We start from the raw sequence: 24,816 nt of genomic DNA on the forward strand, positions 1-24,816 counted from the left end.
ATAGGAAACGGTAGAATAATTTTTACTTTTTAGCTGCTTCGTCTAAATAATCCTTACGGCGCAGAATGAAATTCTGGCCAAGATACACTTTTCTTACCTGTTCGTCTGCTGCCAGCTCTTCGGCAGTTCCGGATTTAAGGATCTTTCCCTCAAATAACAGGTAAGCCCGGTCGGTGATAGATAATGTTTCCTGTACGTTGTGATCCGTGATCAGAATACCGATATTCTTATATTTCAGCTTCGCTACAATTCCCTGAATATCTTCTACGGCGATAGGGTCGATACCGGCAAACGGTTCATCAAGCAGAATAAACTTAGGATCTACCGCCAGCGCCCGCGCAATTTCGGTACGACGACGCTCTCCCCCACTCAGTACATCTCCGGGGCTTTTCCGCACGTGCGTGAGTCTGAACTCTGCCAACAGGCTTTCCAGCTTATCTTTCTGTTCTGCTTTCTTCAGCTTTGTCATCTCCAATACAGCGGCAATATTGTCTTCCACGCTCAGTTTTCTGAATACAGAGGCCTCCTGTGGCAGATAACCTATCCCCATCTGCGCCCGTTTATACATAGGCAGTTTGGTAATTTCCTGTCCGTCGAGGTACACATTCCCTTCGTCGGGCTTGATAAGCCCTACCACCATGTAAAAAGAAGTCGTTTTCCCGGCTCCGTTAGGGCCCAGCAGCCCTACTATTTCTCCCTGCGACACCTCCACAGATACATGGTTTACCACCGTTCTGTTGCCATAACGCTTTACCAGCTGGTCTGTATGTATTCTTAATGCCATATGATCAAACTTAGCAAAAATAAGCATTTCATTCAGTTAGCCTAGTTATAGTTAGTATAAGATTAAAATTGATCTGATTATAATTAAAGTATATCTTATTTTTGCCCCCGCACATTTCTGACCGGGAGCCAATACCGGTTTCCAAAGCATTTATACAATATGAAAGTAATTGAACATATTGCCCGGGCAAAAGATACATTGATTTCTTTTGAAATACTTCCCCCACTCAAAGGGAAGAGCATTGAGTCTATCTATGATCACCTGGATCCGTTGATGGAATTCAAGCCGGCTTTCATTAATGTGACTTATCATCGCAGCGAGCATATGTTCAAGAAGAAGGCAGATGGGTCTTTTGAAAAGGTGGAGATCCGCAAACGCCCCGGCACAGTGGGGATTTGTGCTGCTATCATGAACCACTATACCGTAGATGCTGTTCCTCACCTTATCTGTGGTGGATTCAGCAGGGAAGAAACTGAAAATGCGCTAATCGACCTGAATTTTCTCGGGATCGATAACGTATTGGTTTTAAGGGGAGATGCACCCAAAAACGAGACCTTCTTTGAACCAGACCCACACGGACACAGCTATGCCATTGAACTGCTGGAACAGGTAGCTCACATGAACAACGGCGTGTACCTGGAAGATGATCTGCAGGGTGGCGTAAAAACCAATTTCTGCATCGGTGTTGCCGGCTATCCCGAAAAACATTTCGAGGCGCCTAACATGCAAACAGACCTGACGCACCTGAAACGTAAAGTAGAAAGAGGAGCTGATTATATCGTTACCCAGATGTTCTTTGATAATCAGAAATTCTTTGATTTCGTCAGCAAATGCAGGGAGATGGGTATCACCGTTCCCATTATACCCGGATTGAAACCTCTCACTACCCGGAAGCAAATGACCATGCTGCCACGGATATTCCATGTGGATATCCCAACCGACCTGTCTAACGAAATCCAGAAATGTAAAACCGATAAGGATGTGGAACTGGTAGGCGCTGAATGGCTGATTGCCCAGTCAAAAGAACTGAAAGCTTTTGGTGTACCGGTATTACACTACTACACACTTGGCAAACCCAAACTGGTCCAGCAGGCGGTTGCCGCAATCATGTAACCTGATCATATTTTCTTTGTAATATAAAAGAAGGGAAGGACGAAAGTCTTTCCCTTTTTTGCTGTCTTTCATATAAAAAATGCCATCACGTAGATACGTAGTGGCATATCCCTATAACTGTCACACTTTTAATTATAACTGTCCAATGAATGAAACCACCGTCTGGCGGTCTCTTTCCCTTATATGACGCGTCCGGGTAAGCAAACCCCTATCGGTCATCCAAAAAAATAAGAAGACCGCCCTGAAAAGGCGGTCTTCTTCAAAAATATGGTGATCAGGATGACGTTACCAGTCTTCCCGGTTAAAGAAAAATCCCAGGCTGATTCCCCAGTAGCGGTTCTTATATGAATTATGCCCGGATCTGTCGATATCAACCATGCCATACCCATAATGTGCATTCAGCGTCACACTGGAATTAAGTTCGATGCCTCCGATGAAGCTAAGTCCTGCATCCCATCTCTGTAAATCAACACCAGTTCCGAAGATATTGGGAGTAGCATCAAAATTCACCCGCTGAAAGCTGCTTTCTACCTGCTTATCGTTATTATAAGCCACCACCTTGTACCTGGCGCCTGTGCTATAAGCCACATAAGGACCAGCTCCCAACACAAAATTTCCGATCCCGATAGGAACCTTGTATACGATATGAACCGGCAATTCGAGGTACTGTAAGTTCAGCCGGGTAACGCCGGATGTTAGTACGTTGTTGGGGTGACTTGTCAGATAATCCAATTTAGCGCCCTTAACGATATAGTTAAGTCCTGGCTGAAGATATCCGTTCCTGAAAAGGGGCACATTGGTGTACAATCCAACCTGCCAGCTGTTGGCATTTTTTGTAGGCGGGGCAACATTGTTATCCGCCGATTCCAGGCCGGTATTAATATAACCGCCCCGAATCCCAACGCTGATCTGGGCATACGACGTCGCCATAACAACAAAGATTATGGCACAGAGAAATGTAAAGAATTTCATCAGTAGTTCGGTAAAAAAAAGACAATAAAATTCACTGCGACGATCTGATTATTTTGGGGAATAGACTCTCACACAATGCTAAACTGGTTACTATATGATAAAAGTAAACAAAGGTTTTGATAAAAATAAATAACCACCCGATAAATTCGGGTGGTTAATGAAAAAATCAAATTGAGTTAATATTGTACTCCTGTTATTTACCGCCAAATTTGTAACCAACAGATACACCAAACGATGTATTTTTGAAACTACGGCTATTGTCGGTATTAGCAGCGGTGTTCACCAGGCCGAGATCGGTATTGAGGCCGAAGAAAAGCCCTACCGGCAGCTCATAACCAACGTTAATGCCTACACCGGAATCAAAACGTTTCTGCTTAAAAACTCCCGCTTCATCATCAAAAACATTCTTGTCGCCACCTGCAATACCTTTCACTTTACCACCGAGGCCATAAGCGACATACGGACCGGCAGACAGTACCAGCTTACCGGTACCTACTTCAGGCTTAAACATAAAATGCACTGGTAATTCAAGATAGGAAAGCGTTGTTTTCACATCAGAATTGTCTTTGTTTTTACCTCCTTTGCCTGAAAACAAGAGCCCGGTTCCAATGTAAAAATCATCTCCTAAAGGAACATCTGCTGTAATACCTGCCCTGAGGCTTGTCAGCAGAGAACTTGTTGATTTTCCGGAACCAGGAAGAACGTTCTTCGCAGTTATGCTGGAAAACTGAGGTCCTGCCACAATTCCCCATTTAGTTTGACCGAAAGAAACACCGGCTATCAGCAGAGCGGCTAAAGAAAATAATAACTTTTTCATGTGTGATGTAATTGAGTTTAAAAGCGATACTTACAAATGAAGCATCGCTTCCTGATTTTTTTGATTGCCAACTATAATGAACCTGTTTTTGCTTGCTGTTTATTGCAAATGGTCCATCCCCCACTTGCCAAAGACTATGCCAAAGGATTGTTAAAGGGATCTAACTAGATGACTTTCAATAAATTAAATAGGATTCAGGTTGATCCTCAGGGTTTTGCTCCGGCCTTTTTTGCCGTAACTCTGTCCAGGAATTCCTGTAATTGCTCAACACCCAGCTTTTTAGCCAGAATCTTCTTTTTGTCGTCCAGCAGGTACACCATAGGTGTAGCATAAACATCGTAGAGTCTGCGGTAATTGGTAGCGGCCTGAGGCTCCTCTCCGTGTATCCAGCCATTGAGCTGATGTTCCCTGATGAACTGTAGCCATTCTGTTCGGCTGCCTTCGGTTTTAATACCGATCATGGCGACCCCTTTGCTCTTCCAGTTTGCTTTCCAGGCCGAGTCGAGGCGGGGAACCTCTGTTTTGCAATGCCCGCAGGTAGGATCCCAGAACACGAGGATAGTGTATTGAGCCGGGGTTTTATAGAGAGACAGCATATGCGCGGTACTGTCTTTGAATTCGAGCGGTGCCGCCTGTTTTCCGATAAGGTTTGGTGCCATTGTATAAGCCCGGTCCACGATCTTATTCAGCTGTTCATCGTTCAGCCAGAAAGCCTCTCCGGGAACGTAGTACTTTTCGACCAGGTGCACAAATACCGCATCCATCCCCATGTAAGGCGATGTTTCGTAGTTGTAGGTAAGCCACCACAGCACATATTTGAAGGCTTCCCTGCTTTTGCGGGCCCGGGCAATAACGGCGTCGCAGTCATTAATGATGGAATCAGGATAAGCCGGCACCAGCTGCGTAAAATATTTTCTCAGCTTTCCTTCCAGGATGGGAGTTCTTACCAGACGGTCGCTTTGCAGGTCCACTTCATCCCAATAATGGCTTTTATAGTAGCGATAGCCAAAGGTAGAGTCTTCCCCTGCGGGCTGAGCCGGCACTTGAGGCTCTTTCATGGCAAGAAATATAGTGCTCAGCAGGGTTCCCGGATGCGCTTTGATGAACCCGGAACGGAAATCCTGGATCTTTTTGCCCAGTTCCTGCTGCATGGGCGCCACTTTTGCCGTATCCGCCGCATTGTGTGCAGTCCGAAGCTGCTGCTGAATACTTCTGCTCAGCGCCTCCTGCTGTGCCAGGAACTTGTTGTAGCTCAGGAACTGCTCGTTATCCGGACTTCCCTTATACAGCGTTTTATTCACCAGGTCGGAAGTATCGATCGTTACGCTGAAAACCTGCTGTTTATCGATCAGGGTTTCTATATATTGTTGTTTCCCTGGCAGCACCAGGAGGTAGATCCCCGGCAGTAAAGGCTCCTTCCCTTTCAATACAGCCATCCCGGCGGGCGATACCTCAGCAGAATCTGCCAGATAAGTGGATCTTCCCATATAATGAGCCAGATAAAACCGACCGGTAGAAAAATTTTTCAGCTTCACGGCAATCTGATACCCCTGCCCTAACATCGCAGCCGGGCCTAACAGAATGGTTATCAATAAAACAAATAATTTACGCATAAGTTTTCTAAGCAATATGTAAATGTAAGCGGAAAATGGTAAAAAAGGAAAGAGGAATGCTGAATGGTAAACACAGGTTTTCCGATGTGGGATTCAGCAATTCAATTACCTTTGCAGCCGTGAGGAAAAAAAATGTTGTTTTAGAAAATGTACCGGTAACTGCTTATGCAGCAGAAGGTAAAGCCCTGGCCCGTCAAGACGGGAAAGTGATATTCATTGAAGGAGGTGTGGTACCCGGCGATGTGGTAGATGTACGTCTGAGCAAGAATAAAAAAGACTGGGCGGAAGGAAAAGCAGTTCACATTCACAGTTTTTCAGACACGCGGGTAGCTCCTTTTTGCCAGCATTTCGGTACCTGTGGCGGATGTAAATGGCAGATGCTGCCCTACAGCCTTCAACTGGAATACAAACAACAGCAGGTGGCCGACCATCTGCAGCGCATAGGAAAGCTGGCGTTGCCTCCGATGGAACCGATACTGGGCAGTGCTCACACGGAACATTATCGAAACAAACTGGAGTTTACCTTCAGTAACAAGGCCTATCTTACCAACGAAGAAATCAAAGCCAATAATGGCGAGATACCTGTAAAACCCGCACTGGGCTTTCATGTACCGAAGCTGTTTGACAAAGTACTGGATATAAATACCTGCTATTTGATGCAGGAACCTGTGAACCTGATACGTAATACCATCCGTGAGTATGCCATAAAGCACGAGCTTACGTTTTACGATATCCGGGCACAACAGGGCTGGTTACGTAACCTGATCATCCGCCTGTGTACCACCGGAGAGATTATGGTCAACCTGGTGATCCGTCATGAAGATAAGGACAACAGAACAGCGCTGCTGGATCATTTACTGGCAACAGTGCCGGCAATTACCACGGTATTGTATACCATCAATCCGAAAGGCAATGATTCGATCTTTGACCTGGAGCCGAAAGTATTTTTTGGCAAAGGTTATGCAGAGGAGAAACTGGAGAACTTTGTTTTCAAGATCGGTCCTAAATCTTTCTTCCAGACCAACACTTACCAGGGAGAAGTGTTGTATAAGGTAACGCGTGATTTTGCCGGGCTTACAGGGAAGGAAACAGTATACGATCTGTATTGTGGTACTGGCAGCATTGGCATATTCGTATCCCGGAGCGCCGGCAAGGTGATAGGCATTGAGCTGATAAAAGAAGCAATAGATGATGCCAGGGAAAATGCGGCGCGCAACCAGGTAGAAAATGCAACGTTTTTTGCAGGCGACGTGGTAGATATTTGCGATGATGAATTTTTTACACATCACGGGCAGCCGGATGTGATCATCACGGATCCCCCACGGGCAGGCATGCACGAAAAACTGGTCAATAAATTGCTGGAAATCGGAGCACCCAAAATTGTATACGTCAGCTGTAACCCCGCTACACAAGCCAGGGACCTGGCTTTGTTAGATGCACTTTATACAGTGGAAAAGGTACAACCCGTAGACATGTTCCCGCATACACATCATATAGAAAATGTGGTGTTGTTGAAAAAAAGAGTTAATAATTAAGCAACAATGAACGAGTACAGGCCCGGAAAATTTCAGTTCCTGCCATTAGTGATTAAAAATCTGATGATCATTAACGGTTTGGTTTGGTTAGTGCAGGTAACCCTGTTGAACAAGTATGGCTACGACATGAGTCGTTTGTTTGGTCTTCACTACTGGGGCTCTGAACTATTCAGGCCTCATCAGTTTATCACCCATCTTTTCCTGCATGATCCGAAGAATATCACGCACGTACTCTTCAATATGTTCACCTTATGGATGTTCGGCGCCACGCTGGAAAACCTCTGGGGTTCCAAGCGTTTCCTGATCTTCTACATGGTGTGTGGCCTTGGCGCTGCACTTTGCCATATGGGTGTACTCACTTATGAAAATCTGAATCTCACCAGATACGCTACCAACTTCCTGAATGACCCCAGTTACGCGAATTTTGCGCTGCTGGACAATAAATTCGACCTGGGCAGCCTGGCGAATTTCAATATGGAAAGTCTGAAAAATGCGCTGGCCAATCACGATCCCAACGCCATTGATATGGCCAGGATATATGTGAGGGATTTCGTTGCTTTTTACAGGAACGGAGCTACTATCGGAGCATCCGGAGCCGTTTACGGTATCCTGTTTGCGTTCGGTTTCCTGTTCCCGAACACTTACCTCTACATTTACTTCATGTTCCCTGTGAAGGCGAAATATATAGTAGGCTTCATGATCCTGGCGGAGCTATGGTCTGGTATCCAGGCATCTGCAGGAGATAACGTTGCCCACTTCGCCCACCTCGGCGGCGCACTTTTTGCTTATCTGCTGTTGAAAGGATGGAGTAAACGACGAAGCGATTTTTATTAATACAACTACATTAAAGCCGTAATTTTGTATTGAAAAATATTAGTACCATGCATGCGCTGGAAAAAGAGAAACTGCCCCGCCTCTCTTTAGGAGAAGGAAGAAATATGGTGACACAATTGTTAATCATTAACCTGACCATTTATGTGTTCCTCCTGTTCACCCAGGTGATCTATCAGATGGAAGGTGTGGGAGTGCCCCGGTTTCATCAGGATATCATGTCCTGGCTCAGGCTTCCGGCCGATGCGCGGACGCTGCTGTTTCGCCCGTGGACGCTGATTACATCGCTGTTTACGCATATCAGCTTCTGGCAGGTATTCACTAACATGATATGGCTCTGGTGCTTCGGTACGTTCATGCAGCACCTGGCCGGCCATCAGCGTATTCTGCCTTTATATCTTTTTGGTGGCATCTGCGGGAACCTGCTATATGTAGCCGTGATGCAGGCTATTCCTGCCTTCCGTGCGCTGGCCGGTTCAGAATATGCGCTGGGGGCTACCGGAAGTGTGATGGCCATAGCCGTGGGCGTTACCACTATTGCGCCGCGTTACAGGATCTTCCCGCTGCTGGCCGGTGGTATTTCTTTATGGATAGTTGCCCTGATCTATATCGCATTGTCTGCAGGAACACTGATCAGTACATCTTCCTATGGTTATACCTATATCTCCATACTGGCTGGTGGTGCACTGGCAGGCTGGTTGTATATGTATCAGTGGAAAAAAGGCCGCGACTGGGGCGCCGGTTTAAACAGACTGCTTTTCAAACTGACACATGTGTTCCATCCCGCTGCGGAACAGGTAAACCCTGATGATATCAGGAGTGCACTGGTCAATGAAACAGATCAGCAGCCGTTCAGACGTATCGGTAAGGTTCCGGAACAACGCCTGAATGAAATCCTTGATAAGATAAATGAAAATGGATTGTCGTCACTAACGCAGGAAGAAAAAGAAACCCTGCTGAGAGCAAGCAAACCAGAATAAACATCCCGGATCTCCGGAAAAGATAACGTAAGGAGAAGATGCGTAAAACAGTCGCATCTTCTCTTTTTTATTTGTATTTTAAATCCTGTTCCCAATAGTATTCTTACCTATGCCGATGCGAATTTTCCGAAAGATACTAACCTGGCTCAGTTGTTTGTTGATCGCAGCATTGCTGATGAGTGCATGGCTGCCGGTACTGAATCCCGGCAAATGGTGGATAGCGGGGTTTGCAGGCCTCTTTTTCCCCATACTCTTCCCCGTTTGTTTGTTGTTGCTGCCATTGCTGCTTCGTTACCGGCACAAAAAGCTGTTGTGGTACTGCACGGCCGCGGTCATTGTTTGTTTGCCCGCCGCATTGAGTACCTGGGGCGTACACATCTTCCGGAAAAACAACATCAGAACAGCAAATGACAGGCAGTTTACCGTGATGACCTATAACACCAGCAGCATGGGACTTGTAAAGTATAGGACAGATAAGGAAAAAGAAGCGGCTATTTATGCCGAGATCAACGCCAGCAGTCCGGATATCCTTTGCCTGGAGGAATTTTATTCGAATGATGCACCTGATAAGGAGCAGCATATTCAACGCATCATACAGGCAGGGCATTATACAGCTCATTATTTCACCCGTGACAAAATTCATTGGGATACCTGGAATTATGGCATTGCGCTGTTCTCGAGATTTCCGGTGATTGGTGCACAGGCAATTCCCTGTGGCCAAAGCCTGGCGGGCAGCGGCAGCAGCTTTCTGCAGGCCGATCTGCTGATAAAGGGCGATACCATCAGGGTATTCGCCGTGCAGCTTACTTCCTACATGTTCAATGACCAGGATTACAATAACCTGAAAACGCCGTTCAGCGGAGGCCTGATCAACAAAATGCGGAGTACATTTGAGCAAAGATCTTCGCAGGCGCAGCAATTAGCGGCACTCATTGCGCAAAGCCCCTTCCCTGTTGTTGTTTGCGGAGATCTTAACGATACGCCCACATCTTTTACCTACCGTACGGTCAGCAAAAATATGCAGGATATTTTTCTTGAAACCGGCAGCGGCCTGGGTCGCACCCTTTCGTTTCTTTCTCCTACCCTGCGCATTGACTACATCCTGTGCCAGGCTACCTTCGATATCCATGGCGGCAAGGTGCCACACCCCGCTTCTTCAGAGCATTTTCCTGTTGTTGCCTGCCTGTCACTGAAATCGTCAGGCAATACCCGAAAACCGGGGAACTGAGCCGCGATAGCAGTTAAGAAATGCTCCCTCAATGAAAAACATTAACTTTAGTACTTCAACAAAGTAGGACGCGGTGCGATTTTTAAGACTATTTACGAAAGGATTTTTTCTGATCATCAACTTCGCCGTGGTATTACTTTTCCTGGCCGCCTGCATGGCGCCCTATATCTCACCGGCGTGGTTTTGGCCCATCAGTTTTATCACCCTGGCATTCCCTTTCCTCCTGGGTATACTGGTAATATTCCTGATCGGGTGGCTGTTCTTCAATTACCGTTATGCCCTGTTATCACTGATAGCCCTGCTACTCGGATGGAAATCCATCAGTGCATTTGTGGCTTTTCATCTTCCCTCCGCCAATAAATCCGCACCGGCGGCTACCAGTCTTACTATTATGAGCTACAACGTAAGCCAGTTCGGACTTTACCGGGAAAAAGACAGTAAGTATAACCGGCAGGCTATGTTTGCCATGATAAAAAAACAGGAGCTGGACATTGCCTGCTTTCAGGATTTCTATACTTCAGAAAGAAAAAACGATTTCAATAACCGGGAAGATATCTCCCGTGAAATGGCACTTCCATATCGCTATTTTTCCAGCGATTTTAACCGGAATGGTATGCAGCACTGGGGTTCCATCATTTATTCCCGATTCCCGATTATTGCATCAGACAAAGTAAAAATGAGTATGGGTCCCCGGAGCGAAAGTCTTATTTACGCGGATATTGTAAAAGGAGATGATACCCTGCGGATCATCAATATGCACCTGGAATCGTACCGGTTCAATGAAAAAGACTACTCCGACATTCAGAAGATCAAGAGCCAGGAAGATACCGGGCTCAAAGCCACTAAAAGTATTGTGCAGAAAATGCGAGAGGCGTATATCCGTCGCAGTCAGCAAGCCGATATTGTAGGAAATTTCATCCGGCAGAGTCCTTATCCCGTGATCGTTTGCGGCGACTTCAATGATACGCCTGCATCTTACACCTATTTCACTATAAAGGGTGAGCTGCAGGATGCATTTCTGCAGAAAGGTTGGGGAATTGGGCGTACATTTACGGGGCTGGCGCCTACCTTGCGGATAGATTATATTTTCGTGAGCAATCATTTCAAGGTAAACAGCTTCCGGAAAATCATTTCAGACCTGTCTGACCACTACCCCGTCATTGCTAATCTCAGCCTGATCGGAAGTGGGAAACCGGAAGTGGAAGTAAACAAATAACTGTAAAACCATTATGAAAATGTTTAATATTTTTAGTGCTGACCGATGTTGTTCCCTGTCGTTCCCAGGAAAACAATATTTATCTTTGCCATCCATCAATAAAAAATAAGATGTCAGCACCGGCCGTACCGGATATGGCATCTGTCATTACAACATATGTCAGAACTCAGGATATATAATTCATTACACCGTCAGAAAGAAGTATTTAACCCATTACATCCCGGGCACGTAGGCATGTATGTATGCGGCCCTACCGTTTCAGGAGAATCACATCTCGGGCACGCCCGTCCTTATATTACTTTCGATGTAGTATACCGTTACCTGCAATTCCTTGGTTACAAGGTGCGTTATGTGCGGAATATCACCGACGCGGGGCATTTTGAAGAAGAAGGCCGCGCAGCGGAAGACAAGATCTCCAAGTTTGCCATACTGGAAAAGCTGGAGCCCATGGAGCTGGTGCAGAAATACACCAATCTGTATCACTGGGCCATGCTGCAGTTCAACAACCTGGAGCCCAGCATTGAGCCCACCGCTACGGGGCACATCATTGAGCAGATAGAGATGATCAAAACGATCATAGAAAAAGGTTACGCATATGAAGTAGACGGCAGTGTGTATTTTGATGTAAAGAAATATGCCGCCGGCTATAATTACGGTATACTCAGTGGCAGGGTACTGGAAGATATGCTGGAAACAACGAGAGAGCTCGAAGGGCAGGATGAAAAACATAATAAAGCGGATTTCGCACTTTGGAAGAAGGCGCCGCCGGAACATATCATGCGTTGGCCAAGCCCATGGGGAGAAGGTTTCCCGGGCTGGCATATTGAATGCTCTGCGATGAGTGCAAAATATCTCGGCTCCCAGTTCGACATACATGGAGGCGGAATGGATTTGCAGTTTCCACATCACGAATGTGAGATCGCGCAAAGTGAGATTGCCCACGGTGATATGATGGCCCGTTACTGGATGCATAACAATATGATTACCATCAACGGGCGCAAAATGGGCAAAGCATATGGTAACACCATTAAGCTGACAGAGATGTTCACCGGCGATAATCCGCAACTGGAGAAGCCATACAGTCCCATGACCATCCGCTTCTTCGTATTGCAGACCCATTACCGCAGTACACTGGATTTCTCTAATGAAGCCTTACAGGCTGCAGAAAAAGGATTACAGCGTATGTGGGCCGCTTATGAAACATTGCAAAAACTGACATACACCCCTGCAAACGGACAACCGGTTAATGAAGAACTGGACAAAAAAGTGCAGGAGTGGTGCCGGGAATGCCCGGAGTTCATGAACGACGACTTCAACACCGCTAAAGTGCTGGCGAATCTGTTTGAGCTGACACCGGTGATCAACTCCCTGAAAGGCGGGCAGATAAAGATTCATGAGATCAGTGAAGATACCTTCAGACTGCTGCAATATACGTGGAAAACTTACCTGATAGACATCCTGGGAGTACAACAGGAGGCCATCAGCGGGGAAGACAATAAACTGGACGGTGTATTGAAGATGCTGATTGAAATGCGGCGGGAAGCCAAAAGCCGGAAGGATTATGCCACTTCCGACAGGATCCGTAATGAATTGCTCTCAGTTGGTATTCAGCTGAAAGACGAGAAAGACGGTTCCGTATCTTATACGTTACAATAACCAATAATACTCCGGATATAATGCGTAAAGCTCTTATTGCGTTGACAGCGCTGGCCCTTACAGTCGGCGCCTGTCAGCCAAATGGAACCACAACAACAGATAATTCTAATGACAGCACCGGTGCAGGTAAAGTGGCGAGGATTGAAGCGCCGGTACCTGCTTTTCAGGTTGACTCGGCCTACGCGTACACTGCCAAGCAGGTAAGCTTCGGCCCAAGAATACCCAATACGCCGGCACAGGAAAAATGCGCCGGTTGGCTGATCAGCAATTTCCGCAGTTGGGCAGATACTGTTTATGTGCAGCGCACTGTTGTTACCGGGCCTAAGAAAGAGAAACTACCCTGTATTAATATCATTGCCAGCTTTAACCCGGCAGCGAAACAGCGTATATTGTTGCTGGCACATTGGGATACCCGTCCATGGGCAGATGAAGATGCTTTCGATAAAACCAAAAAACTTGATGGGGCCGATGATGGTGCCAGCGGAGTAGCTGTGCTGATGGAAGCAGCAAGACAGTTCCGGAAACAAAAACCGGAAGCAGGCGTGGATATATTGCTGGTTGATGTAGAGGATTACGGTGCAAAAAGCGATGAAAACTCGTTTTGCCTGGGTACCCAGTATTGGGCAAAAAACCCGCATATTCCGGGCTATAAAGCCAATTACGGCATATTGCTGGACATGGTGGGAGGCCGCGGGTCACAGTTTTTCATGGAAGGTTCTTCCAAACAATATGCCGCCGGCCCGATGAAGATGTTCTGGGATGCCGCCAATAAACTCGGCTATTCCGATCAGTTCCGTTATGAAAATAACGGTGCATTTATCACCGACGATCATATCGCTGTAAATACCATCGCCAACATTCCAACATTTGATATCATTGCCTTACAGGCGAATAACAACTTTGCTCCGCATTGGCACACCACTAACGACAATATGGATGTGATAGACAAGAAAACGTTGCAGGCGGTGGGCCAAACCCTGCTGCAGGTAGTTTATGCACAGCCATTCAATTACTAACTGATCAGTGCTCCGGAGAGGTGATTTGATGATCATTGAAAAAGAAGTTTATGGCAACATCCAAAGCAGTTCCGGAGCTTGTTCCGGTTCATTACGTGACTCATCTCAGCAAGGACAGAAAGCTTCAGAAAATAATTGACGGCCCGCTAACGGAGCTGGGCATACGAAAAAATATTGCCCTCAAACTGATCGGCTCTATCATGAGCCAGCAGCTATCGACCAAAGTGGCAGACGTCATCTATGGTCGGTTCCTGGAGCTTTATGGCGGTAAAGAACCTACTCCCCGGCAAATACTCGACACGCCGACTACCACACTGAGAAACATCGGCCTGTCTAACGCCAAAGTAACCTATGTACACAATGTAGCTACCTTTGTTATCGCTGAAAAGCTGACGGACAGCCGGCTGAAGAAGATGGATAATGAAGAAGTGATCGCCTATCTCACCCAGATCAAAGGAGTTGGCAGGTGGACAGTAGAAATGTTGCTGATGTTTTACCTGGGCAGGGAAGATGTATTTGCGATGGACGACTGGGGCCTGCAACAGGCAATGGTCAAACTTTACAAACTGGACCGCAGCGACAAAAAACAATTCCGGGAAAAACTGAAAACGATCTCCGACAAATGGGCGCCTTACCGGACACATGCCTGCCGGTATTTATGGTCCTGGAAAGATAATACGCCAGATCAATCCTGACAGCACATATACAATGCGTACCTGTTTACTAAATTTGTAACATGAATGCGCAGGGAAACCTTTTTGATGATCAGAATGCCACAGAGATTTCATTGCTGAATGGAGAGCTGGCTTACTATCCCCGGTTCTTTACATTACAAGAGAGCGATTATTTTCTGCAGGTATTAACGGATACCATTGCCTGGAAACAGGAATCAATGAAGATGTACGGCAAGGAAGTACTGTTTCCCCGTTTGATGGCCTGGCATGGCGATCGTTCCGCGGCCTACAGCTTTTCGGGAAACATCTTCAGTCCAACTACATGGACGAAGGAGTTACAGGAAATCCGGGATCGTATTTCTCCCATAAGCGGCAGCGTTTTCAACAGCGTTTTATTGAATCTGTACCGCAGCGGCAGTGATTCTATGGGATGGCATGCAGATGATGAACCGGAGCTGGGCAATCAACCAGTGATTGCATCTGTAAATTTCGGCGCCACGAGGCGTTTCATGCTGCGCTACAAAACAGATCACCAACTGAAGTACGAACTCGCGTTGCAACACGGCTCGCTGCTGATAATGAAAGGAAAATTACAGGAATACTGGGAACACCAGGTTCCTAAAACAACAAAAATAGCAGACAAACGGATCAACCTTACTTTCCGACTTATCCACCCTTAAAAAGAATGCATTTACTATGAAAAACCTTGTTTTGTTGATCGGAAATGACATTAATAATATTTCCAGTGGTCAGAGCTGGAAAGACCTGCTGCAGGACATTATCAACTTCTGTCATGCAGGAGAGTTTGTGGAACTGGATGATAAAAAACCTTTTCCATTATTGTATGAAGAAATTTTTCTGACGGCAGCCAAACATAACCGGATCAGGGAAAAAGACCTCAAGTCCTTTATAGCAATAAAAGTGGCGGAGATCAAAGCCAATCAGCTGCATCAGGCGATCCGGGAACTGGCGCCCGCACATATTCTGACCACTAACTACGAATTCACGCTGGAAGGCCGTATTCCGCTGGAGAATACCAGTATTATCAAAGAAAAATTCTATAGTATTTTCCGGTGCTATGAAGTAGACAACATTCGTTATTGGCATGTACATGGCGATTGCCTGAACCCGATGAGTATCAACCTTGGGTTTGAGCACTATGGCGGCCAGTTACAGCTGATGCGTAACTATGTGGTCAGCGGTACGGTATATACCTCCCGGGAAGTACCTAAACCTTCGTTGCTGAGACGTATACATTCCAGGGAAGTTTATTTTCATTCCTGGATCGATCTCTTCTTCACGAACGATATCCACATCTTCGGCTTGTCGCTCGATTTCGTGGAAACAGACCTCTGGTGGTTGCTGACTTACAGAGCCCGGCAGAAATTCCATCATAAAAATGTTCCTGTTCCCAACAAGATATTCTATTACATTCCGGAGGAATATGTAACTGCCTCCAGATTCAAATTGGATTTACTGATCGCAAATGACGTTACGGTGATCAGCTTACCCGGCAAAGACAAGCTGGCTTACTATGAATCTATCATCAAACGTTTGGAGAAATCGTCTCAAACAGCCACCCATGGCCATGCTAATTAATTAACATTTTATAAAACGGGTATGGCAGCGTTTTTGCAAAACACTGCGAATTCTAACAAAAAGTAAAACCGTTTGGCTGCTTTTGTTGTTAACTATTAAAATCTATATTTTATGTTATTTGAATTAGCAATTTCCCTGGCCACCACTTTCTTATCACCTGTACAAAGCAAACCTCAAACCGCCAAAACACAGGTTATATATGTGAAGGAATCTAAGGAGCCCTGCACTGGAGTTGCGCCGATGGAGTGCTTGCAGGTAAAAGGAGTAAATGACAAAGAATGGTCTAATTTATACACCGATATCAAAGGATTTAAATACACTCCGGGATACCGTTATAAGCTGAGAGTAAGGGTCACCACCATTAAAAACCCTCCAGCTGATGGATCTTCCATGAAATATACTTTAGCCAGAGTGCTGGAAAAGAAGAAGATCAGCAACAGCAGCAACTTTGCCGCCATTGAGGGCAAGAAATGGGTACTGACAAAAATGGATGGTGCTGCTATCCCTGGTGGTCGTATCTGGATAGCATTTGATGCTGCTCAGAAACGCGTGCATGGCAAAAGTGGCTGTAACGCTATGACTGGAGGGTATACAATTAGCGGCAGCAATATCACTTTTTCCAGGCCGGCAGGTACGCTGATGGCTTGTGCAGAAGATGTGATGAAACAGGAAGGCGCTTTCCTCGAACACATCGGCGACAAAACACTTAAATACAGCGTTTCCGGTAATACTGTAAGCCTTAGTGATAAAGGGAAAACCGTCATGCAATTCGAACTGCAGGAAAACAGTGATGAAGCAAATGCCAATACAATAGATCAGAAATTATGGGCATTCATTGCCAGCAAAAAATGGAATGTCATTAAACTGAACGATGAAACACTGACCAATGGCGGCATTTGGGTGGAATTTGACACCGATAAACAACGCTTCCATGGTAAAGGCGGTTGTAACAGTATTTCAGGCAGCTACAGTACGGCTAAGGAAGATATCAAATTCGGTCCAGCCATCAGTACGCGTATGGCCTGCGTGGATGCAGATGTAATGCGTCGCGAAAATACTTTCCTGAAACTGCTCAGCGAAAATACCTACCGCTATGATGTGGCAGATCAGACGCTGAACCTTTATAAAGATGGGAAAATAGTAGTGATGTTTGGTATGCAGAATAAACAATAAATAATTCCTCTGAATATAATTGTAGCGACCGCAGGATCATCTGATCTCCGGTCGCCACAATATTTTAAAGCGTTGTTATCGTTGCATTATTGTGTTATTACCGGGGTATTAACGCTGTTGGTAACTACTGGGGCTTTCGCCTGAAAACTCACGGAATTCGCGTGTAAGATGTGCGTGATCATAGTATCCGTTGCCCAGTGCCAGCGACAGGAACCGCTCTCCTACTCCGGCTTTCAGCTGCCTGCGGATATTGATAAACCGTATTATACATGCAAATGTTTTAGGAGATATTCCAACTGCCTGCAGGAAATGGCGCTCAAAACTACGTTGGCTCATATATGTTTGTTCGCCAAGCGTGGCAACAGCTATATTTCCTTTCTGCCGGGTGATTAATGATAATCCCTGCTGTATGCTCCCCGCCACTGCACCTGTTGCCGGTAGCCGCTCCAACAAAAAATGCTCTATTTTGCTGATCTTTTCAGGCAGCGTTGTATTACTCTCCGGCAAAAATGCCAGCTGTTGCTGCCATGTAGCCTCCATCGCCGGGAGCATCAAATGCTGATCGGTAAGCTGTTGCATCGGCACGCGGGTAAACGCATGCAATCCTCCCGGTTTAAAACGGATTCCTAACATAATAGTACCGGGCGCAGCAACAACATCCCGGAAGGTAGTCATCGTACCTACTACAAAAGCAGCCCCGGGAGCCAGATTTTCTTCCAGCCCATCCATCACTATGGTATCTTCACCTATATTAAAAATAATATCCGCACAGGTATCGGGCAGGATGCGTACTTGTTCTGATCCTGTAGCTTCCGAAATCCAGTAGGCATCTACATAGGCCGCCAGCAGCGGATGTGGTCGGAATGTCTTATACATCTGCCTGTTATTAGTTGCCACAAATTACGAAATGGCATGCAGATACAGACAGATAAAAATCTGCCTGTGCCTGCTGCCATTGTCGTTACACTAAAGATTATTTCACCGCTATCAGATTCGGATTATAAGCAAACAACATAGCGTTGGATGAATTATCTCCAACAGCCACTACCACAGTTACGGTAGCCGTTTTCTGCAGCTGAGCCGGAACCTGTACCAGCAACGACCTGGAATCTGCGCGCAACACCTGCGCCGGCACATCGCCGAAGGTTACTTTATTTTGTGTTTTGTTTTCACTGAAGCCGTGGCCTTTGATAACCAGGAAATTACCTGCATGGCCTTGTACGACGGTCATTTCATTGGATGATTCTTTTGCATCCGGTGCACAGCCCATCATCATTGTCATGAACAATACCTGGGATAGCACAAACATTTTAAACTGTTTCATTTTGATTTTTCTTTTGGGGAGGGTAACAAGCCCTTTATGATTAACAAATTACCGGGGTTAACGCTATCGCTATTGCAACTCCTATCAGCAATAGCATATATTCGGTATACAAACGGCTGCAAAGTTACAACCATTCTTCCAAAAAAAAGAAAGTTGTGTCAAAAAATATTTGTACTACGCAAACGGATATATGAATGCTGCCACATTATTTTTTCAGCAGCAACGCTTTATTATATTCATAGTTCATACGGGCAATATGCAGTACGGAAATTTGTTGCGGGCACTCCGCCTCACAGGCTTCTGTATTGCTGCAATGTCCGAATCCTTCTTTGTCCATCTGATCTACCATATGCATCACTCTGGTACGGGCTTCTATCTTTCCCTGCGGGATTTGCACGAGGTGTGAGATCTTTGCGCTGGTAAATAACGCCGCACTCGAATTCTTACATACCGCCACACAGGCGCCACATCCGATACAGGATGCGGCATCAAAAGCGGCTTCCGCTTCCGGCGATCCAACAGGGATACTATTTGCCTCCGGCGCCTGGCCGGTATTCACCGCAATATAGCCGCCAGACTGAATGATCCGGTCGAAGGCAGAACGATCTACTTTCAGATCACATTTCACAGGAAAAGCCGTAGCTCTGAATGGCTCCACAACAATCTCCTCATTGTCGCTAAACGTTCGCATATGCAACTGACATGTGGTGGTATTTTTCAATGGCCCATGTGCCCGGCCATTGATCATCACGCCACATTGCCCGCAGATCCCTTCGCGGCAGTCGTGGTCAAACTCCACCGGGCGTTTGCCTTCATTCAGCAGCTGCTCGTTCAGCGTATCCAACATCTCCAGGAACGACATATGCGGATTTACATCTTTCAATACATATTGCTCCATCCTACCCGGATCAGACATATTCTCCTGCCTCCATATTTTTAAGCGTATGTGCATAACCGTTAGTTTTATTTATAACTTCTGACACTCGGTGTCACATATTCAAACTGAAGCACTTCTTTGTGTAAAACCGGTTCCTGTGTTTCGCCTTTCCATTCCCAGGCAGATATAAAAGCATAGTCTTTATCATTACGCAATGCTTCTCCATCCGGTGTCTGGTATTCCACACGGAAGTGCGCGCCGCAGGATTCGTTACGGGTAAGTGCATCATAGCACATCAATTCTCCCAGCTCCAGGTAATCAGCCACCCTGCCGGCTTTTTCAAGCTCGCTGTTGATGCCGTAACCACCAGGTATGTAGAGCCGCTGCCAGAATTCCTCACGTAATGAAACAATTTCCTGAATGGCTGTTTCCAATCCTTCTTTAGAGCGACTGAGTCCACACTTATCGTAGAGGATCTTTCCCAATGTTTTATGGAAGTGGTCTGCACTCAGGTTTCCCTGAATTCCCATCAACCGCTGCAACTGCTGATGTACATGTTCCTCCGCCGAAGCAAAAGCTGCGTCCCGCACATCCACCGGACCAGATCTGATCTCATCTGCCAGGTAGTTTGCCATCGTACCGGGTGCGATAAAATAACCATCCACACAGGCTTGTAACAGGGAATTAGCACCGAGGCGATTGGCGCCGTGATCGGCAAAATTGGCCTCTCCCAGGGCGAATAATCCTGGTATGGTAGTCATCAGGCCATAGTCGACCCATAACCCGCCCATGGAAAAATGTGCTGCCGGCGATATTTTCATGGGTTCTTTGTAAGCATTAACGCCCGTAATCTTCTCATACATCCGGAAAAGATTACCGTATTTCTTTGCGATAGCACCCTCTCCCTGATCTGCAATTGCCTTTGAAAAATCGAGGTACACCGCATTTTTTAATGGCCCCACACCAAAGCCGACATCAATCCGTTCCTTAGCCGCCCGCGATGCAATATCGCGCGGCGACAGGTTCCCGAATGCAGGATACCGGCGCTCCAGGTAATAATCCCTTTCTTCTTCCGGTATCTGGTTAGGATCCCGCTGTTCATCTTTATTCTTCGGCACCCAGATTCGTCCATCGTTACGTAACGATTCCGACATCAGGGTTAATTTCGACTGGTACTCGCCCGACTGTGGCAGACTTGTAGGATGAATCTGCGTCCAGCTGGGATTGGCAATGAAGGCACCACGTTTATGGGCTCTCCAGATAGCAGATCCATTACACCCCATGGCTAATGTAGACAGGTAGTATATTTTCCCGAACCCGCCGGTAGCCAGCACTACAGCGTGCGCACCATGCCGTTCCAGTTCGCCGGTATCCATATTCCTGACAATGATCCCTCTTGCTTTTCCTTCTGACACCACCAGGTCGAGCATTTCATGCCGCGCGAATAATTGTACAGTACCAGCAGCCACCTGACGCATTAACGCCTGATAAGCTCCCAGTAACAGCTGCTGCCCGGTTTGTCCTCTTGCATAAAATGTGCGTGAAACCTGTACACCGCCAAAGGAACGGTTATTCAGATATCCTCCGTATTCGCGGCCAAACGGAACACCCTGCGCCACCGCCTGATCTATCAGGCTCGCGCTGCATTCTGCCAGCCGGTATACATTCGCTTCCCGTGAACGGAAATCACCTCCTTTGATGGTATCATAGAACATGCGAAAAACACTGTCGCCATCATTCTTATAATTCTTACAGGCATTCACGCCACCCTGTGCCGCCACAGAATGGGCACGCCGGGGAGAGTCCTGGAAACAAAAACTCTTCACGCTGTACCCCATCTCCCCCAGCGAAGCGGCTACAGCACTTCCTGCCAGCCCGGTACCTACTACAATGATCTGTAATTTCTTCCTGTTGGCCGGGTTCACCAGCTTTGCATGTGACTTATAATAGCTCCACTTGTCTTCCAGCGGCCCTTCCGGTATCTTAGCATCCAGCATAAGCAACTATTTTAAGAAATGAACATAAACCGGCATTGCAGCAAATCCTGTACAAATAACAATGCTAAATACCCAACCGAAAATCCTTATCCATTTTGCGTAGCGGGGATGATAAAGCCCCAGTGTTCTGGCTGCACTAAAAAATCCATGCAACAAATGGTAACAGAGTGCCACCATGCACAATATGTATAGCAGCACATACCAGAGCTCACTGTATGCACTTACTACCAATACATACAGATCCTTGTGCCCGTCGGCGTCGAGAGGCACTTTCCCGAACTTATAAACGTACCAGAAGTCACGCAGATGAATCACCAGGAAAATCAGGATAACAGTACCTAACAAGCCCATATTCCGGCTGTACCACTTACTAACAGCCCCTCGTTTATCGTAACGATACCGTACTTTCCCAGCCTTGTTATTCGTGATTGTAATGATTACTGCATATACGACATGAGCAATAATGCTGGCGTAGAGTATATAGGAGATGACCATGATGATGATGTTCTCCGACAGGATATGCGAATACAGGTTAAACTGCCGGTGGGCACGTTCTTCCGGCAAAAACAGCTGCAGGTTTCCTAGTAAATGTATGACGAGGAACAGGCAAAGAAACAGTCCTGTTAATGCCATCCAATTCTTTCTCGACAGTGTTTGTTGTTTCCATCGACCCATAAAAGTTTTTTTAGCACGATTATTTACCAGATACCTAATACTTTCCACCAGCCGCCGCCAATTCCCATCCAGATAACGATCAGCACTATACTTAAAATGAACCCGTTTTTCCACCAGTCTTTCAGTTCTACATAAGTACTGCCGAAGAATACCGGCGCCGGGCCATGCCCATAATGCGTGAGCGTACCAAATATCCCTCCGCAGAAACCAAGTACCAATGCCAGCAATGTACCGGGGATCCCTACAGATACTCCAACACCGAGGAATGCGGAATACATCGCAGCCACATGAGCAGTGGCACTTGCGAAAATGTAATGGCTGTAGAAATACACCAGCACAATAATGGGGAACGCCACCGTCCAGGTCATGTCCCCTACCTGCCGCCGGATCTGCTCACTGAACCAGGGAATAAATCCGAGCGAATTCAGGAAGCTGGCCATCATTACCAGTGCAGAAAACCAAACGATCGTATCCCAGGCGCCCTTCTCCGACTTTACATCTTCCCAGGTAAGCACCTGCGACAACAGCAGGAATACCAGGCCTATCAGCGCAGTGGTAGTGGCATCAATCCCAAACATATCTCCCGTAATCCACAGGAATAACAGGATTACAAATGCAAGCAGCATCAGCCATTCATTTTTTTGTACCGGCCCCATTTCCTTCAGCTTCTCTGCTGCCATAGCCGGCGCATCGCCGGTGGATTTCAATTCGGGCGGATATATTTTATATAATACCCACGGCACCACTATCACAGAGAGCAAGGCTGGAAGAATTGCTGCCACAAACCACGACATCCAGGTGATCTCTATTCCTATATTCTTCGCAAATTTCTGACACATAGGATTGCTGGCTGTACCAGTTAAAAACATGGAAGAAGTGATAAGGTTCATGTTATAACTGCTCAACGTAAGATAACCTCCCAGCTTCCTGTGGGTAGCAGGTTCTTCAGGTACGGAGCCGAAATTGATTGCCATTGATTTCATGATAGGGTAAATAATCCCGCCTCCGCGTGCCGTATTGCTGGGCACTGCCGGCGCCAGTACAAGATCCGCCAGCCCCAGGCCGTAAGCCAGTCCCAGGGAGCTTCTGCCAAATACGCGAATGAACAAATAAGCAATCCGTTTCCCCAATCCTGTTTTAATAAATCCCCTGGCAATAAAGAAAGAAATCCCTATCAGCCAGATCACTTTATCTCCGAAGCTGCTCAGGGCCAGTGTGATCGATTTTCCGGGATTACCCGGTGCCAGTACGCCGGAAACCGCCACCAGCGTAATCGCCAGCATCGACATGGTACCCATACTTGCCGCCTTCATAATAATCCCCACTATGGTAGCCAGGAAAATAGCCAACAGATGCCAGGCTTCCGGGGTCACTCCCTGTGGCGCCGGAATAAACCAGATGATCAGCCCTATGGCGAGTGTAATCAAAAGTTGAGGGTACTTGATCTCTTTCATATCAGTTATTGTTAAAACCTGCATTGCACCTGGGCTATCAGCAGATTGCTGTTATGAGTTTTTGTTCCGGGGATATCTTTATTATACTGATCTATCTGCATGCCTAACTGTATCCTGCCTCCGTAATCTTTCAGGAATGCCAGGCTTATCATGGGAATATAGGAGTTGCGCACTACTCCGTCGTGTTGCCTGCTTTCATTGAAATACTCATACCTCATGGAAAGTTCTATAGAAGTAAGCTTATGGTATTGGATTTTATACCGGAGATTGGGAAGCACATAGATGCCTCCCATAATGTATTCATTGAGTGGATTGATCTTACGGATGCTATCCGGCAGCGCATAATACAATTGATGGTTATTACCCTGTTTGTATTCTGATTGCAACTGCAGATCCCATTTTTCAGCCAGTGGCAACACCGCGCTTACATCTATCCCCATAGCATAAACGTTGTGACGCTTCACGGCACCAAAGCCGCCGTTCAATCCTACCGATAACTTTTCCATGTTCCCAAACTCCAGGCGGGCAGTGCCCAGTTTGCCATTATCATTATCGGATATCTGATTACGGTTATTTCCGTTAACCACGGAAACGGCGTATTTCATGGGCACGCTGCTGTTTTTGTTGAATGCACCAAACATGGAAACTCCGATCTGAAAGCTCTGCCATCCGTTGCTGCCGAAAGCATAATATTGATTGGAAAAATCCATGGATTGGATAATGTCCACCGGATACAGATCTTCCAATCCGAATGAAGGCCTGAACTGGCCTATTGTAAAGTTAATGGCATCATTCCAGCGATAAGAAACGAAGGCGTTTTCCAGGACTTTTCCTTTTGTATCGCCGGAGAACTCTGCCAGGTTAATCAGCACTGCAGCAGTAAAGCGATCGCTCACCTGTGCCCGTGCCTGCAAACGGGCACGCTTAATACTAAAGCTGTTGCGCACCACTTCGTCCGCGTTCGGCTGATGTGTGGCGTTTACATCCACATCCTTCACCATCGATATGGTGTACCTGGCCTGAAAAACTCCGCCAAAGGATATTTTTTTTATAAACTGTTTGAGTGGCTTAACCGCCGTGTCTTTTACTGTACTATCGCCGGGAAGTCCGGTCTCCGGCCATTCCAACGCATACCCGCAAGTACAGATAAGCAATAATAAGGAGGATAGTAGAAATCGTTTATGCATACCCGGTTATTAGAAGTCGGTGGAGAATACAGGAGGATAACACACCGGGCCGGGAAAAAGTTCAGGAGGAAACCGGCATTAATGGCGAAGGCCTG

23 protein-coding genes are annotated in these 24,816 nt (G+C 46.5%); 12 read left to right on the top strand and 11 right to left on the bottom strand.

What is annotated here, in order from left to right; all coding sequences use genetic code 11:
* Positions 1-22: 22 nt before the first annotated feature.
* Positions 23-784, bottom strand: a complete 762-nt coding sequence (gene lptB / locus UNH61_RS28845; protein ID WP_326995474.1) for an LPS export ABC transporter ATP-binding protein — start codon at positions 782-784, stop codon at positions 23-25.
* A gap of 159 nt (positions 785-943) precedes the next feature.
* On the opposite strand from lptB, the gene metF reads away from it, so the two are divergent.
* Complete coding sequence (metF, locus tag UNH61_RS28850; RefSeq protein WP_326995475.1) at positions 944-1,897, top strand: methylenetetrahydrofolate reductase [NAD(P)H]; 954 nt, start codon at positions 944-946, stop codon at positions 1,895-1,897.
* A gap of 285 nt (positions 1,898-2,182) precedes the next feature.
* Here metF and UNH61_RS28855 read toward each other — a convergent pair whose 3' ends face one another.
* From UNH61_RS28855 to UNH61_RS28865, 3 genes are all read right to left on the bottom strand, one after another.
* Entirely contained in the window at positions 2,183-2,827 is a 645-nt protein-coding gene (locus UNH61_RS28855; protein ID WP_326995476.1) for an outer membrane beta-barrel protein, read from the bottom strand.
* 235 nt (positions 2,828-3,062) lie between these two features.
* The gene (locus UNH61_RS28860) at positions 3,063-3,686 is read right to left on the bottom strand and encodes a porin family protein (RefSeq protein ID WP_326995477.1); all 624 of its coding nucleotides are present in this window, start codon (positions 3,684-3,686) and stop codon (positions 3,063-3,065) included.
* Positions 3,687-3,892: 206 nt separating this feature from the next.
* Complete coding sequence (locus tag UNH61_RS28865) at positions 3,893-5,299, bottom strand: thioredoxin-like domain-containing protein (RefSeq protein ID WP_326995478.1); 1,407 nt, start codon at positions 5,297-5,299, stop codon at positions 3,893-3,895.
* A 35-nt stretch (positions 5,300-5,334) separates the two neighbouring features.
* Between UNH61_RS28865 and rlmD the strand changes: the two genes are divergently transcribed.
* The 11 genes from rlmD to UNH61_RS28920 all read left to right on the top strand — a co-directional run bounded on the left by rlmD (position 5,335) and on the right by UNH61_RS28920 (position 17,207).
* Positions 5,335-6,834, top strand: coding sequence for a 23S rRNA (uracil(1939)-C(5))-methyltransferase RlmD (gene rlmD, locus UNH61_RS28870; RefSeq protein WP_326995479.1), 1,500 nt, complete (start codon positions 5,335-5,337; stop codon positions 6,832-6,834).
* 6 nt (positions 6,835-6,840) lie between these two features.
* Entirely contained in the window at positions 6,841-7,668 is an 828-nt protein-coding gene (locus tag UNH61_RS28875) for a rhomboid family intramembrane serine protease (RefSeq protein WP_326995480.1), read from the top strand.
* 47 nt (positions 7,669-7,715) lie between these two features.
* Positions 7,716-8,645, top strand: coding sequence for a rhomboid family intramembrane serine protease (locus UNH61_RS28880; protein WP_326995481.1), 930 nt, complete (start codon positions 7,716-7,718; stop codon positions 8,643-8,645).
* Between the two features lie 115 nt (positions 8,646-8,760).
* A complete protein-coding gene (locus UNH61_RS28885; protein WP_326995482.1) occupies positions 8,761-9,873 on the top strand; it encodes an endonuclease/exonuclease/phosphatase family protein in 1,113 nt (370 codons plus the stop codon).
* A 73-nt stretch (positions 9,874-9,946) separates the two neighbouring features.
* Entirely contained in the window at positions 9,947-11,089 is a 1,143-nt protein-coding gene (locus UNH61_RS28890) for an endonuclease/exonuclease/phosphatase family protein (protein WP_326995483.1), read from the top strand.
* 156 nt (positions 11,090-11,245) lie between these two features.
* Positions 11,246-12,745 (top strand): cysteine--tRNA ligase, encoded by a 1,500-nt coding sequence (cysS, locus tag UNH61_RS28895; protein ID WP_326995484.1) that lies wholly within the window; start codon positions 11,246-11,248, stop codon positions 12,743-12,745.
* 20 nt (positions 12,746-12,765) lie between these two features.
* The gene (locus tag UNH61_RS28900; protein ID WP_326995485.1) at positions 12,766-13,761 is read left to right on the top strand and encodes a M28 family peptidase; all 996 of its coding nucleotides are present in this window, start codon (positions 12,766-12,768) and stop codon (positions 13,759-13,761) included.
* A 50-nt stretch (positions 13,762-13,811) separates the two neighbouring features.
* Complete coding sequence (locus tag UNH61_RS28905) at positions 13,812-14,456, top strand: DNA-3-methyladenine glycosylase 2 family protein (protein ID WP_326995486.1); 645 nt, start codon at positions 13,812-13,814, stop codon at positions 14,454-14,456.
* Positions 14,457-14,497: 41 nt separating this feature from the next.
* Complete coding sequence (locus UNH61_RS28910; RefSeq protein WP_326995487.1) at positions 14,498-15,115, top strand: alpha-ketoglutarate-dependent dioxygenase AlkB; 618 nt, start codon at positions 14,498-14,500, stop codon at positions 15,113-15,115.
* 16 nt (positions 15,116-15,131) lie between these two features.
* On the top strand, positions 15,132-16,034 hold the full coding sequence (locus UNH61_RS28915; protein WP_326995488.1) for a hypothetical protein: 903 nt from the start codon (positions 15,132-15,134) through the stop codon (positions 16,032-16,034).
* 111 nt (positions 16,035-16,145) lie between these two features.
* Positions 16,146-17,207, top strand: coding sequence for an META domain-containing protein (locus UNH61_RS28920; RefSeq protein WP_326995490.1), 1,062 nt, complete (start codon positions 16,146-16,148; stop codon positions 17,205-17,207).
* 108 nt (positions 17,208-17,315) lie between these two features.
* Here UNH61_RS28920 and UNH61_RS28925 read toward each other — a convergent pair whose 3' ends face one another.
* The 7 genes from UNH61_RS28925 to UNH61_RS28955 all read right to left on the bottom strand — a co-directional run bounded on the left by UNH61_RS28925 (position 17,316) and on the right by UNH61_RS28955 (position 24,721).
* Positions 17,316-18,083 (bottom strand): helix-turn-helix domain-containing protein, encoded by a 768-nt coding sequence (locus UNH61_RS28925; RefSeq protein WP_326995491.1) that lies wholly within the window; start codon positions 18,081-18,083, stop codon positions 17,316-17,318.
* 97 nt (positions 18,084-18,180) lie between these two features.
* Complete coding sequence (locus UNH61_RS28930) at positions 18,181-18,531, bottom strand: IPT/TIG domain-containing protein (RefSeq protein ID WP_326995492.1); 351 nt, start codon at positions 18,529-18,531, stop codon at positions 18,181-18,183.
* A gap of 205 nt (positions 18,532-18,736) precedes the next feature.
* Positions 18,737-19,483 (bottom strand): succinate dehydrogenase/fumarate reductase iron-sulfur subunit, encoded by a 747-nt coding sequence (locus tag UNH61_RS28935; protein ID WP_326995493.1) that lies wholly within the window; start codon positions 19,481-19,483, stop codon positions 18,737-18,739.
* Positions 19,484-19,494: 11 nt separating this feature from the next.
* Entirely contained in the window at positions 19,495-21,405 is a 1,911-nt protein-coding gene (locus UNH61_RS28940; RefSeq protein ID WP_326995494.1) for a fumarate reductase/succinate dehydrogenase flavoprotein subunit, read from the bottom strand.
* A 6-nt stretch (positions 21,406-21,411) separates the two neighbouring features.
* On the bottom strand, positions 21,412-22,080 hold the full coding sequence (locus UNH61_RS28945) for a succinate dehydrogenase cytochrome b subunit (RefSeq protein WP_326995495.1): 669 nt from the start codon (positions 22,078-22,080) through the stop codon (positions 21,412-21,414).
* A gap of 23 nt (positions 22,081-22,103) precedes the next feature.
* Positions 22,104-23,534, bottom strand: a complete 1,431-nt coding sequence (locus UNH61_RS28950) for an anion permease (RefSeq protein WP_326995496.1) — start codon at positions 23,532-23,534, stop codon at positions 22,104-22,106.
* Positions 23,535-23,545: 11 nt separating this feature from the next.
* Complete coding sequence (locus UNH61_RS28955; protein WP_326995497.1) at positions 23,546-24,721, bottom strand: porin; 1,176 nt, start codon at positions 24,719-24,721, stop codon at positions 23,546-23,548.
* Positions 24,722-24,816 lie beyond the last annotated feature (95 nt).

The organism is Chitinophaga sp. 180180018-3 (genome assembly GCF_037893185.1).
Classification (GTDB): domain Bacteria; phylum Bacteroidota; class Bacteroidia; order Chitinophagales; family Chitinophagaceae; genus Chitinophaga.

Excerpts from the sequence above, each read along its gene's own strand:
- UNH61_RS28900 (WP_326995485.1), top strand. The coding sequence starts at position 12,766 with ATGCGTAAAGCTCTTATTGCGTTGACAGCGCTGGCCCTTACAGTCGGC.
- UNH61_RS28880 (WP_326995481.1), top strand. The coding sequence starts at position 7,716 with ATGCATGCGCTGGAAAAAGAGAAACTGCCCCGCCTCTCTTTAGGAGAA.
- rlmD (WP_326995479.1), top strand. The coding sequence starts at position 5,335 with ATGGTAAAAAAGGAAAGAGGAATGCTGAATGGTAAACACAGGTTTTCC.
- UNH61_RS28860 (WP_326995477.1), bottom strand. The coding sequence starts at position 3,686 with ATGAAAAAGTTATTATTTTCTTTAGCCGCTCTGCTGATAGCCGGTGTT.
- UNH61_RS28955 (WP_326995497.1), bottom strand. The coding sequence starts at position 24,721 with ATGCATAAACGATTTCTACTATCCTCCTTATTATTGCTTATCTGTACT.
- metF (WP_326995475.1), top strand. The coding sequence starts at position 944 with ATGAAAGTAATTGAACATATTGCCCGGGCAAAAGATACATTGATTTCT.
- cysS (WP_326995484.1), top strand. The coding sequence starts at position 11,246 with ATGTCAGAACTCAGGATATATAATTCATTACACCGTCAGAAAGAAGTA.
- UNH61_RS28925 (WP_326995491.1), bottom strand. The coding sequence starts at position 18,083 with ATGTATAAGACATTCCGACCACATCCGCTGCTGGCGGCCTATGTAGAT.
- UNH61_RS28910 (WP_326995487.1), top strand. The coding sequence starts at position 14,498 with ATGAATGCGCAGGGAAACCTTTTTGATGATCAGAATGCCACAGAGATT.
- UNH61_RS28875 (WP_326995480.1), top strand. The coding sequence starts at position 6,841 with ATGAACGAGTACAGGCCCGGAAAATTTCAGTTCCTGCCATTAGTGATT.
- UNH61_RS28950 (WP_326995496.1), bottom strand. The coding sequence starts at position 23,534 with ATGAAAGAGATCAAGTACCCTCAACTTTTGATTACACTCGCCATAGGG.
- UNH61_RS28905 (WP_326995486.1), top strand. The coding sequence starts at position 13,812 with ATGGCAACATCCAAAGCAGTTCCGGAGCTTGTTCCGGTTCATTACGTG.
- UNH61_RS28855 (WP_326995476.1), bottom strand. The coding sequence starts at position 2,827 with ATGGCGACGTCGTATGCCCAGATCAGCGTTGGGATTCGGGGCGGTTAT.
- UNH61_RS28915 (WP_326995488.1), top strand. The coding sequence starts at position 15,132 with ATGAAAAACCTTGTTTTGTTGATCGGAAATGACATTAATAATATTTCC.
- UNH61_RS28920 (WP_326995490.1), top strand. The coding sequence starts at position 16,146 with ATGTTATTTGAATTAGCAATTTCCCTGGCCACCACTTTCTTATCACCT.
- lptB (WP_326995474.1), bottom strand. The coding sequence starts at position 784 with ATGGCATTAAGAATACATACAGACCAGCTGGTAAAGCGTTATGGCAAC.
- UNH61_RS28935 (WP_326995493.1), bottom strand. The coding sequence starts at position 19,483 with ATGCACATACGCTTAAAAATATGGAGGCAGGAGAATATGTCTGATCCG.
- UNH61_RS28945 (WP_326995495.1), bottom strand. The coding sequence starts at position 22,080 with ATGGGTCGATGGAAACAACAAACACTGTCGAGAAAGAATTGGATGGCA.
- UNH61_RS28865 (WP_326995478.1), bottom strand. The coding sequence starts at position 5,299 with ATGCGTAAATTATTTGTTTTATTGATAACCATTCTGTTAGGCCCGGCT.
- UNH61_RS28940 (WP_326995494.1), bottom strand. The coding sequence starts at position 21,405 with ATGCTGGATGCTAAGATACCGGAAGGGCCGCTGGAAGACAAGTGGAGC.
- UNH61_RS28885 (WP_326995482.1), top strand. The coding sequence starts at position 8,761 with ATGCGAATTTTCCGAAAGATACTAACCTGGCTCAGTTGTTTGTTGATC.
- UNH61_RS28930 (WP_326995492.1), bottom strand. The coding sequence starts at position 18,531 with ATGAAACAGTTTAAAATGTTTGTGCTATCCCAGGTATTGTTCATGACA.